The 12,698-nt window shown below is 34.0% G+C and carries 10 protein-coding genes; all 10 read right to left on the bottom strand.

Annotated elements, in window-relative coordinates; translation table 11 throughout:
* Positions 1-200 precede the first annotated feature (200 nt).
* Genes NE558_RS08185 through NE558_RS08140 form a run of 10 tightly spaced genes read right to left on the bottom strand, consistent with a single transcriptional unit; the run spans position 201 to position 12,684 of the window.
* Positions 201-773: a 3'-5' exonuclease gene (locus tag NE558_RS08185; protein WP_256149531.1), complete on the bottom strand. Its 573-nt coding sequence runs from the start codon at positions 771-773 to the stop codon at positions 201-203.
* Between the two features lie 3 nt (positions 774-776).
* Positions 777-1,562, bottom strand: coding sequence for a hypothetical protein (locus NE558_RS08180; RefSeq protein ID WP_256149530.1), 786 nt, complete (start codon positions 1,560-1,562; stop codon positions 777-779).
* A gap of 13 nt (positions 1,563-1,575) precedes the next feature.
* A complete protein-coding gene (locus tag NE558_RS08175) occupies positions 1,576-2,667 on the bottom strand; it encodes a sigma-70 family RNA polymerase sigma factor (RefSeq protein WP_256149529.1) in 1,092 nt (363 codons plus the stop codon).
* Between the two features lie 13 nt (positions 2,668-2,680).
* A complete protein-coding gene (locus NE558_RS08170) occupies positions 2,681-3,214 on the bottom strand; it encodes a hypothetical protein (protein WP_256149528.1) in 534 nt (177 codons plus the stop codon).
* Between the two features lie 4 nt (positions 3,215-3,218).
* A complete protein-coding gene (locus tag NE558_RS08165) occupies positions 3,219-5,204 on the bottom strand; it encodes an AAA family ATPase (RefSeq protein ID WP_256149527.1) in 1,986 nt (661 codons plus the stop codon).
* Positions 5,195-5,359, bottom strand: a complete 165-nt coding sequence (locus NE558_RS08160; protein WP_256149526.1) for a hypothetical protein — start codon at positions 5,357-5,359, stop codon at positions 5,195-5,197. Before NE558_RS08160 ends, NE558_RS08165 begins: the two co-directional genes overlap by 10 nt.
* Positions 5,359-7,539, bottom strand: coding sequence for a DEAD/DEAH box helicase family protein (locus tag NE558_RS08155; protein ID WP_256149525.1), 2,181 nt, complete (start codon positions 7,537-7,539; stop codon positions 5,359-5,361). Before NE558_RS08155 ends, NE558_RS08160 begins: the two co-directional genes overlap by 1 nt.
* Before the next feature lie 12 nt (positions 7,540-7,551).
* A complete protein-coding gene (locus NE558_RS08150) occupies positions 7,552-7,833 on the bottom strand; it encodes a hypothetical protein (protein ID WP_256149524.1) in 282 nt (93 codons plus the stop codon).
* 12 nt (positions 7,834-7,845) lie between these two features.
* Positions 7,846-8,994, bottom strand: a complete 1,149-nt coding sequence (locus NE558_RS08145) for an aminotransferase class V-fold PLP-dependent enzyme (protein WP_256149523.1) — start codon at positions 8,992-8,994, stop codon at positions 7,846-7,848.
* Between the two features lie 15 nt (positions 8,995-9,009).
* The gene (locus tag NE558_RS08140) at positions 9,010-12,684 is read right to left on the bottom strand and encodes a hypothetical protein (protein WP_256149522.1); all 3,675 of its coding nucleotides are present in this window, start codon (positions 12,682-12,684) and stop codon (positions 9,010-9,012) included.
* Between the last annotated feature and the right edge of the window lie 14 nt (positions 12,685-12,698).

Here is a 12,698-nt window from a genome sequence, read left to right as displayed (position 1 = left end):
CTGCTTGCCACAATTGTTTCATTTTCGTTTGACTATTAAATCATATAAAATCAACTACATTGTCGGAAACAAATCCTTCTAAAAAATCATTTGATTAATTAACGATGTCTTTTTAGAACTACAGTCCTTAAATTTATCATATAGTATTTAAATAACACCAATTACATAATTATTGAATATTTGGTAAACTTGAGCGTTTATTACACCATTAGTTTTAATAGCTTTTCAAATAACTCTGCTGTTGCGATAGCGTCACCTTGGGCAGAATGTCTATTTTCAACCTTTATGTTGAAATATTTAAAAGCTTGCGCTGAACTTGAAATATCATCAGTTATTTTGCCAGCATAATATAAACTTCTTAGCAACGTATATGTGTCAATAATTCTATGTGAAAAAATTTCGTTATAAGAACGATTATTTTCTTTTAAAAAGGTTTTAATAAAAGAGACGTCGAATTGTGTATTATGTCCTGCAAGTGGAACGAGCATATTTAAATCAAACCAATTCGAGTTAAAGTCAATAATCCTTTCTATTGCTTTTTTGGGTGGTAGAGCTGTCAATTCATGTGTATCTCTTTCAAACCTATTGATCCGTTGAGCCTCTTTAGTAATTATGTACTCATCACTTTTAATTAGTATTTCTTTTGAATCAAGAATACCCTTAGTTGAGTCCCACACGACTAAGCCAATAGATAATAAGGTATGTTTAGTAGGATCTATACCACCTGTTTCAGTATCGATAAAAAGTAATCTTTCTCCAATATTATTTTTCATTGTTCATTGTTCCTCCAATATTTCAGAATTATCTTTAATAGAATTAATCTCACTTTCGATGAATTCAAATAATTTTCCACCTTTTTCTATTCTGAGAGCAGGAACAGGAGATTTTTGTTTTTTATGATGAAAAGGAGCTATTATGGCTGCATCATCATACATATAAAATGTAGTTTTTAAAATATCATCATATAGATAAATTTCTGCCTTTAATTTTTCAAAAATATCAATTGCTGATGATATTTTTTCTTTCATATCACTTTCAGTATATAAAAAACGGTCAGCATAATGTTTTATTATCACTTGGTTTTTAAAGTTAGGCAAAAAAACTCTTATTTTTCCACCTTCCAGTGTAAATTCTTTAAGTGTTTCAAAATTACTATTAACCCAAGTATAGGCATAAACAACAACAATGCTTAGTTCTTTTTTATATTTAAGCTCAAATTCCCATTTAATATATTTGAAATTTTCATAATAATAATCAATTCCGCTTTCCAGTAAATTGTCAGAGATAGAAGCTAAACCTAACACGTCTTTTGCAAATGATCTCTTAGCAAATACTTCCCAAAGCATAAAAGCAACAATCATTGATAAAACGGTTCCTAAAACGGAATATAAAATATTACTTAAATAAGTAGGTGTTTCCCACTTAATTGAAATGTACCACATTGCTAAAATACAAATAATTATCAATAATAACGAAATGGAAAGTATCGGATAATTTAGTTTTTTTAAGTATTCGTTAAATATTTTTGATTTATTTTGTTTTCGCATAGCCCTATTCTTCATTGTTATTACTCCCTTATGTCAATCTTACTACCTTCTTGTTATCACGAAGCTTTCTAATTGCTTTTGCTTCAATCTGCCTTATTCTTTCACGAGTTACTCCAAATATCAAACCGACTTCTTCAAGTGTCTTTTCTTTACCATCATAGAATCCATACCTGTGTTTCACTACAGCTATTTCTCGCTCTTTTAATTCACTAAGCAAAAATAATAATTGCTCATTTATTTCATATGCATAAATGTTCTCAACAATATTTTCTGATATTGCACCGCCGTCATTAAATAGGTATTCATTATTTTGGATTAGTGAATCAAGGCTTTCGAAGCGGATTAAGTATTTTACATAAGAATAGGCAGTTTCATTATCGACACTCAACTTATCACTTACTACTCGTATTAAACCAGGGCAGATTTCTACATCCGAACAATTCTCGCACTGATGCTCAAAAACAAGATCATATATAGAAAAGAGTTGCTCTTTAACATGGACAGGAAAATACACCTGTGGGTTTACTGTGGGAGCCTCACGAAGAATTGCATTGCGAATCACCCAACCTATTTGAGTTGAAAAGCATCTGTCTGATGTAGGATCAAACGACTTGTATGCCGAAATCAAACCAAAAACTCCATCCTGGATAGTATCTTCTAAGGGTAAGTAATATTGCTGACTTAATAAGTATGCCATACGAACAACTACCTTTAAGTACATTTTTATAATTCTGTCATAGGCATACTTATTGCCCTCCATAGCTTGATAAAAGAGCGAGTCAACTTCTTTTACTTGAGGTGGTGGAATCAGTCTAACTTCATTTATAAATGCTTTTAGTGAAGGATATTCAGTTATAATCTCATCAAACATTAAATCATAGTCGATTTTGCTTCTGTTGCTGCTCTCATCGTCCTCATCTTCAATGGAAAGTGTGTGATTGTCATTCTCCCTAAGAATTATTCCCATTGTTAACAATCGGTCTGAAATACGATCAACGTCATCCAGTGGCAAATCGAATTTGTCTGTCACATCTAAAATATCATCGAAAGACAAGTATCCCTTTGTTTGAGAAATACTTACTAAGTCACTTATTGCAGTATGTAATTCGGTATTTGCCACATCGTCACCTCTTTTAACTTCTTGCTAATTTACATAAATCCATAATGTCGTCTGAAGTGATAGCTTCATTATAACGTTCTTCAAACTCTTCTAAAAAATCATATAGATTAGTTAGATATTCATCAAGGGAATTGGATTTCTCTATGATCTTTTCATAAAGGACATCAATTCCTCCACGCACATAATCTTCAAATAATGCTTCGTCGGAAACAGACTTATCACTTTCTATATATCTGAATGCTTTATTGATTCTTTCTTCGGCATTGGATTCGTTTTTGTCGTCAAGAAGCATAATAAGTCTATAATTGAATTTCAAATCCTCCTTTGAGTTAATAACTCTATCACCCATTATTTTAGCGGTATCTGTAGTTGTTTTATCTACATCTGCTTTTCGTCCATATAAGAATCCAACTAAAGGGGCGGTTACGTAAACATCGATATTTCTTTGGAATATTTTGATATCTTTATTTTTTTCGGAGAGTGAAGCTGTCAATCTATTGACTTTTATAGCATGATTGCCCTTAAAGGAATACTCTTTATCAAACATTTTTTTACCTCCTAACAAGCTTAGTTTCAAATTCGTTGTTCTTATCAAATTCGTATCGCTTACCGATTTTGCTGCTCATGTGTTCTTCTGCAATCTCTCCATCTGTATCTTTGATAAAAACAATAACTTGTTCGGCAACTTTTGGCAATGCCTCGCAAACCGTCTTAATTCTTCTCTTATCAAAAGCAGACAAAGGTGCATCCATAACAAGAGGGTAAGGCTCAGCAGCAAGTAGATTGTTCTCGGTTGAATCTGGCTCCCTGCTTTCTCTTGCAAGTTTGATAACACCTGTAATAAATGCAAATATTACAGATATACTTTGTGCTGTTGAAGTTTCCACATCATTGTCATCAAACTCATCCACATTAACTTGAATTTGGTATTTTTCATCAATAGAAAGAGATAGCCCGCCATTGTAAATATCCTTGAAAATATTATTGATGGTCATTTCAAGCTTTGTCCGTATAGTCGTTTCGCTTTGCTGATATACCTTTGTCAATTCATCATACATATATTGAGCATAAGCTTTATATACTTCAATTTTTCTGTTTTGTTCATCTTGAATTGCAAGGGTTGCACGTTCGGTTTTTAACCTATCTTGACTTTGCAAAATAACCTTTTGGTTCGCTAATAATTCAACTTTTTCATTGGTTTTTTCACGTACAGTTCTTTCACATAACGACAGTTCTTGCTGCAGGTGCCCAATTCCCTTATAACCCTCTAATTGTTTTTCAATTAAGGCTATATCATTTTGCATTTCCTTGATAGAGTTTTCTAACCCTACTACGACAGAAAAGTTCTTGGAATAGTCATCAAATAACTCGTTGCCGCTTTTGGCTTTTAATTCAGCTTCACGCACGAACTGACCGACCAATGTTCCAATTGATTTTGGAGGGATGTAATCTAATAACTTTATTAGTTCGTCATATGCCCGACTTCCAACCTCTAATTTTGTTCCACATATGCATACTCCACGTTTAAGTAAGTAATCAATGGTTTTAGCGTGCATGGCAGGAATATCTTTTTCCAAATAATCTCCTTTTGATAATAGCTCGAGAGACTTTTTAATCATGGATTTTGAAAAGTAAGAGGAGGCATTTTTATTGAATGATTTAACCATACTTTCGGTAGCATTTAGCTTGGATTGTGTGCTACTCACAATTTTTCTTTGCAACTCTATTTTTACCTTTTGCAGTTTTTCGCCATCTTGAGATTGCCGAATTTTATCAGAAAGCACTTCTACGCGATCTGATGCCAGCTGGATCTCATTATCAATATCGGGCAGTATACTTTCAATTTTTTCAAGTTTTTCTTGATATGATCTGATATCCTCATTATATTTTGCTATTCTTGAATCGCTTTTTGTATTGTATCGGTCATCGTAACTGCCGATTACCGCATACTTAGATGTGGGTTTTAGATGATCTATACCTGCTTGAATAGCATTCAGCCCCAACAATCCTCGTACAGCGGTAGCAAAGGTTTGGCTTTTTCCTTTTCGAATTTCTTTACTCATATTTCCAATGCGTTCACCATCGAAAAAGAAATATTTAGAAAGATCTTTAGGTAAAATTTCCTTAATCAAAACTTCAATTTCAAGAGGTTTAGCAAATTCTTGTTGACCATTTCTCTTATGAGAAATATTTCTAACTACTTGGCTGGCTTTCAACTTATTAGAATAATCCTTTTCATAGACTTGTTCCGTAGTAATTGTATAATCAGTGCCCGCATGGGTAAGCTCCAATTCTACTAATACACTTTTTTTTTCGCCCGGTTTCATAGCTGCGGAAGTGATTTTATTGAGCATAGTTTTGTCGTCAAAATCTGTATCGCCATACAAACACCAAGAAAATGCTTGAGAAATAGTTGTTTTACCCGCACCATTCTCCCCCATGATTATGGTTACATTTTTTTCGGGATCAGCAGCAAAGGTTATACTTTCATTTTTGAACTGACGAAAGTCCATCATTTTTAATGATCTTAAAAGCATTCTACTTCCTCCTCAATCATTTTCTTGATTTTTTCTACCATTTTCGAATCGCTATCCTGCTTGGAAACAATATTTTTCTTTTCCATCATAACGAGCTTTTGTAGTAACCTTTTTGCCTTTTTTTCATCAATTTGAATTCCGTTTATTTCAGCCATTATAATTCCTCCTCTGTAACTTCATCGTACAAATTATACGCATCCTTGATTTCCCAAATAACAGAATTTGCCTCCATTGAATTTAGTGATATTCTCGCAAATTCTTCTATACGATTTATTTCATTTTTAACAAGGCTGATATCTCGCTTAACTTCATCTGCCGTTAGTGACGATACTGTATTTAAAGGGCGAGGTAATGTAACAAAGTCGTATATTTCAGCATATTCTTTCCCTTGTGCTTTTCTTAGCACACGTCCACGACGTTGAATATATTCTTTTGGATTTGTAGTAGATGCTAAAATAAAAGCAGTTTTGATTTTAGGAATATTCACGCCTTCATCTAAACACTTTATGGCAATTAGCGCTTGCAATGCTTTTCCTTGTTCAAATTGTTTTTTTAATACCGCTCGTTCCTCAACATCTTCTTTAGAAGTAAATTGTGATACTCGCATATTCAATTCATTGCCTAATAAATCTGTTACCACTTCAATTTGCCTTAAATCATCAGACTCTTCATCAGGGTATATTTCACCATCGCTTAACATTGAAGTCGCGCCACAATATACCAAAATAAAATTATCATTTTGATATGGCTTGATGTGTGTCCGTAAGGATTCAATCTTTTGTCGTGCTGCTGCAACAATCCTTGCCCTTTTAAGTGCTAATATCTCTCCATATTTTGAAAGTTTGATCTTACCATTTTTATTTATGATATTTTTGGCTATTTCGGATGAAAGATTATTATATATCTCTAACTCGTCATCATCTAATGTAACGACAACCGGATAATACTTATACGGAGTTAGTTTTCCTTCTTTAATTGCTCTTTCTAAAGGATATTCAATACATTTCTCTCCAAAATACCTATATAGTGCAGCTGTTCCTTCTTCATCATTATGTCTATCCAATGTTGCTGATAATGCAAGTCTATATTTTACTTGATCTAATAGTTTTGTGCTAAGGTTTGTCGCTCCAAAATTATGAGCCTCATCTACTAATATCAAGGTGTTTTCTCTGATTTTTGAAATCTTGTTTTGCACAAAATCAGAAGTGTATGTTGCGTTTGTACATATAAAGCAAAAGAAATTACATCCGTTTACTTTGAGCTTTTGGTTTCTGACAGCATCAGAAAGTTTGGCTTTCCAATTTTTTTGCGGAGAACCACTAAATCCAATTATCGGAGCAATATTAAACAATTCAATATCTTCAACCCACTGTTCCACCAAATGCTGATAAGGGCAAGCAATAATAACTGCTAGATTGCCATTGCAAAAATTATATAATTCAGTTAATGCTCCAAGTCCTGTATATGTTTTACCTGTACCGGTAGCCATATCATAAATCCCTCTAAAATTATAGCTTTTCCACTTCTCAATAGCTTTGGTCTGATATTCATATAGTTTGAAGTTTGTTGGAATCATTGGAACATTTTTTACTTTGCACGAAGTTAAACAGTTTAATGAGCTCCTGTTACTTTCTTCATCCTGGTCTATATCCAATTCAATAATACTATCTTTTTTATATTTTTGTAGTTTTTCTTTTGCTACTTCTGGAAAATCAATAGTTTTGATGTGTGGTTCACAATCACTCCAAATAGATGTGAATGCACTTTCCTTGGCTAAAACTCTGTCTTTATCATGATCCCAAGAGCAGAACACATCAATAGACTCATAATTGTGTGAGAATGCATTTTTGCTTTCATTCATGGAGCCGGTAAAGGCTATTGTATTATTTTCAGTATCGGTCATAATTCCCATCTTTTCATGGAACATACCAATGCTGTTTTCTTCTTCTAAAAATGCAATTTTAATATCAAGCTGTCCATTGGCAATTAAATTAGCCAGTAGGTTAAGTCTTCGTTCTTCGTATATATTTTTAGGTTCTTCAAAAGAACGCTCAATGCAGTTCTCGATGATTTCTTTTCTTTTTTCAAAGCCTTTCTCAATAGCTTCAATATCATCTTCGCTTAATTTGGGAGATGCAACTAATTGTATTTTCCCGCCATTCTTTATAAGTCCCGATATACCTTTTGATATTTCGATAAGCGCTGACGATGAGAAAAACCCAACAGCTCGCTTATATATGGTTGCTTCATTTAAGAGGGGAGTATAAAAATCTTTTACCATATCATCAATAAGTGAACGGTACTCGGTTTTAATAACTACATCTAAAAAACTCATAATTACACCTCCTTATTTTTTGTAATTTCCAAGTGTAGGGAAAGCTTTCCCAGTCGAGAAAATATAGTATTTTCTCAATGAGTTGGATAGATTTCCGTTGGTATCTTTCATTTCAGCTTTTATTCTGACAAGGGTTTCATACATGATACCGTCATCGGATACAATCGTGTCAAGGGAAGTATCAAAGTGGCGTTCGATCATTCTTGCTTTGTTTATCCTTGAGCGAACTGCTTTGACTTTACTCTTTATATTATCATCTTGCAGTAAATAACCTTCAAACTCTTGATCTCTCACAATTACGCCCTCCTAACTATTTTCATGAATGTATTCCAAGGCTTCATCCAGTTTTTCAAAATCTTCATCAGTATTAAAATAACTCACGCTGAATCTGACAGTGCCGGCAGGGAATGTTCCTAAAAATTTATGTGCAGTTGGGGCACAGTGTAAACCGGTTCTTACTTCAACCCCTTGTTCACTTAGTATTTGTCCGATATTGTCGCTGCTGTATCCGTCAAATACACAGGATACGACACCAACCGCCAGAACATCATCTGCAGGCATTATTACTTTTATGTTGTCATATTTCTTTAGAATGTTTAAGAGCTTATCATGGCTCGCTTGTTCCTTAGCATAGATGTTGGAAATACCAATTTCTTTGTTCCATTCAAGCGCTGCATATAGACCTGCAATTCCCAAAATATTTTGGCTGCCCACTTCGTATCTCTCAGGGATAGTATCAGGCACATCTAGGTTTGCCGAGTCGATACCTGTTCCTCCAAATATCAATGGTTCCAATATAATATCGCCATTACAAATAAAACCTGCGATACCAAATGTAGCATACAAAGTTTTATGCCCAGCAAACACAACAAAATCATATATAGATCCACTTATATCTGTATCAATTAACCCGGCTGTTTGACACATATCAATTACATTTATTGCTCCATAGCCATGCGATAAGGTGCATATTTTTTGTATTGGTGCAACAACGCCACAAACATTACTTCCATGGCTCATTACCACTAAATTGGGGGTGCTTTCAGAAAATTGGTATTTAATCTTTTCTACATCATATTTGAGGGTGGTTTCATCTACTGCTAAAGTGATAATATTCAGCTTATATATACCTTGCAGATAGTGCAGCGTTCGTATTACTGCGTTATGTTCAAAAGGAGATACATAGACTGTACAGTTATCTGTAAGTGGAAGTCCTCTCAAAATGACGTTGATTGCTTCAGTAGCGGATGGTGTAAATACCACCTTTTTATTTTTGGCATGGAATAATTCAAGAAGCATTTGTCTAGTTAGGGTAGTTAATTTACTTGCCGAATTGATTTGTCCTCTCCCTGAATTTACACCTGTTTCTCTGTAAAATTTATCTGCAAAAGTATATACCTTTTCCGGCTTGGGATAGGTTGTTGCAGCATTGTTGAAATATGCAATTTGGCTCATAGTATTATCTCTCCCTTAACACATCTTTTCTATGAATTCCATTAAAATTTGTCTTTTTTCTTGTTCGGTAATAGAGGTTCCCATTTCATCAAGTGCATTGGCAATCTCGTTGTATAACAATTTACCTCTTTTGCTATATTCTGTTTTTTCGAATGTTCGAACAATATCTTGCCCATCTGCGCCAACGAAGGAGATCATATAACCGTTGACCTTTTGAGAACTGCTTTTTTCTGTAATCTCCATGCGATCATACTCTAATATATTTTTCTTCATTACTTCTAAATCTGCTATGAATGTCGTGATTGTATCACTTGTCCAGTCATCTAATCGAAGATTTGTTACAACTTTAGCAACCCTTTCAACGAATGTTTTTTCATCATTTCCGATATTAGTCATCAGTTGCAATAAAATATGTTCGTTGTCAGGGAATAGATAGTTAAGCGTGGATGACTTAAGCTGCTCAATAAAATCTTTTGCAATAGAGGGGAGAGTTGCTCCTGCGGCATCTGTTTTTCTAAAGATGGTTTTTATATCTAAAATCAAATGCTTAATTAAACCATTCTTTGCACTATCAAAAGTATTTTTAGTTGATTTGATATTATCAACAATGCCAAGCCTAAATTCCTTGTATCCATAAATGTCAAATACTTTATCGAACAAATAATCATGAGCATTGATATTGCCTTGTTTCAAGCTGGTAATAAACTTAACTTGTTCTTTTGGTAGTGCAATTAAATCCCTTTTATTTCCCTTGTATACCTTTTTCATTTCCTTGGCATATTTAGGCAAGCTCATATACCATCTTGACATGGCGGAAACAATATATGTAAATGTTCCGTAGTCTTTTTCTTTTTGAATAACATAATCAGAGAATAGTTCTTCTAAGTTCTCTATATAGGCTGCTTTCTCATCATTCCAATCTTCTCTATATAGAGTAAAGTCATTAGGGCTTTCATTAATGCTATTTAAAAGGTCAACGGTTATTCTTAATTCCTCACCCTTGCTTTTCACTACTGTATGTTTTTTATATGCATGAAGCACAACCGCTATATAAATTGGAATAACTCCTTTTTTAAGTCCATATCCATGGCTTGGCAAAGTAGTATCACCATTATAAGGATTCCCAAATCCAATTTGAGGCTCTGTAAGGATTTTATATAGTGCACCCAAGCTTTTGCCTTGATTATCCGTTGCCTCAAAGAACTCCTTAATTACACGCAACACTAAGCTCATGTTTGTGTCACTTGGGGTGAAATTTAACTCCGCATAATCTGATTTGTTTTGAAGTATTCCTGTCTGTATCAATGCACTTCTCATAAAGGACACTTCTTGTCCTGTTCCTGTGAGTCCTAAATTTGCACTCAATTCATTTTCTAATAACCCATTAAGTATCTTGTTTCTGCTGTTGATTGCAACAGTAGGCAAAACATCTTTATTCAAAGACTCATTGTTTATTATCGGAGTAAAAGCATAGATAGCTTCACATATTTCTGAAAGCTTTGCAGAAATTTGAGCCCTTCTTTTGAATTGCTGTCTTTCGCCATTCCAGTAATACTCTGCCAATCCAAGTTCCGGCTTTGTAAAGCTGTTAATGTATTTGCTGATGACTTCTTCCAAATCCTCAATATAAATATCGTACTCATCGGAAAGCAAGTCATCATCCGCTACATTACTTTTTAGAAGTTTTACTGCATTGTACTCGAATGCTATTTTCTCAATATCAACAAAATGCTCGGACACAACAAACAATATGCGATCGTGGTTACAATCGTAGCTTTTAAGTCTTGTTCTTATCTTTACCAAATCTTCTTTATCGGAAGGGATAATTGCGTACACTACTCCATCTGCAACCAAATCCTCTATCTTCTTGCTCCAGTTATCAACAGCAAAGAACTCATTGCTATCAATAAATGTAAAGTCGAAATAGCGGGTAATTTCCATCTCGTCATTATAGGCAGTAGGATACATGAAGCTGTCAAAAGATGCCTCGTTTAGTACATTCTTTACACTCAATGTATGCTTTGTTTTATTTATTACATCGGCTATCTCTGCTCCTATATCAACGCCGGAGCTTTCTTTAAGCTTTAAAAAGCCATTGCTTCTTTTCAAGTAAACGATGCAGTCTTTTTCGATTAACTCAGAAAGAGTTTCATTAATTTCGTCTATATTTGAAACAACATCTTTGAATATAGCAATAAGCATATCTTTAACTGGGGGTAACTTCTCAAACTGCTCAACTATATAAATTAAAGATATGGCCTTTACAATTTTAGCTGCAAAAGATTCTGAATCTATTTTTTGAAGCACCTTATAGGTTGTTTCATATAACTTATGAATCTCACTTGTATAGGGCTCTTTTCTTAGCAATGGCTCAAAATAGTCATAAACTAAATCGGGCGTAAGCATGGGAAAATCACCCTTCGCATTTTCTAAGAATGCGGTTAGGGTGTAGTTATTGTCTGCTGATAAGAATGTGAAAAGAGTTCTTTCGTTTTGAGCTACCTTTTCAGATAATCTCGGAAGAATGAAGGTAGAAATCGGATGTAATGGATAGCACCCTCTGACAGCAATATCTGCAATGTCGGCATCACTTTTATCAAAAATTCCGATGTTGGTAAATCTGGTAATTAAATCATTAAAACGATTTTCATTATCGGTCAGATAGCTTTCCCAAAAGCTTGGCTCTTTTTTTATTACGGCAGAGATGATTTCATACATTTGAGAAAAGTTGTTATGCAAATGAATATGTTTAAATCTGCCGGATACGCCTTTCCAACCATCTACCTTTTCTTTAGGTAAATTATTGTCAATATAGTTTGCAATATCTTTATGAGAAATAAGCATTAAATGCATTTGTTTATCTCCGCTGCGTTCACACTTTTCAGCAAGGTCTTGCAGAAGTTTTATATCGCTAATAGTGGCATTGGACATACTGGATTCAAGGTATTTGCTGAATTCATCATAAACAATATAAACGCCACAAAAACCTCTATCCTTTAGCTTTTCTACAACCTTTTCATAGAGTTCAACAACATCAAAGCCGACAAATGGATTAAATTCACCACCCGAGGTGAGTACGGGATATAGTTTTTCAAATTTCTCATATGTGGGTACATCGTATTGTTTAAGTGCTATTACAAAGTCATCAATGGAAACATTTATTTCATCAACAAGTTTTTTATATGTATCTGGATAGTCTTTTTTCCAACGCTCAATTGTACTGATGGCTGCTTTGAAGTTGGTTTCTGGCATTAAATCAGACAATTTTTCATTATTAAGAGCAAATTGCAATGCACTTAAAAACGACTGTGTTATGCTTGTGCTACTACCACTGACAATTATAGGTAGGAGCTTTTTATCACTTTTAACATACTCGGTGATAAAATTATATAGCTTAGGATTCTGTACATTTATTTTATTTAGCAGAGTATCAAATAAGCTAATATCCTTCTTGAACATCAGGGACATTAACATCAAGATAATATGTGATTTACCTCTACCATACGCACCCACAAGCATTCTTGCTCGGCCTCTGTCTGGGACACTGGTGCTTAACATTATATCCTCAATAACATCAATTGCTGATGTTGTTGGAATGAAATTTTTTATTTTATCATCATTGTGCAGATCATAGGCTATATTAACCGAAGTTTGGAAGCCTTTCTCTACCCATATTTTATTTTCGAACATGGCTTTTCTCCCAT

The organism is Anaerotignum propionicum (assembly GCF_024461735.1).
Taxonomy (GTDB): domain Bacteria; phylum Bacillota; class Clostridia; order Lachnospirales; family Anaerotignaceae; genus Chakrabartyella.
The sequence above is the reverse complement of the archived record's forward strand: the minus strand, read 5'-3'. Positions and strand labels throughout refer to the sequence as shown.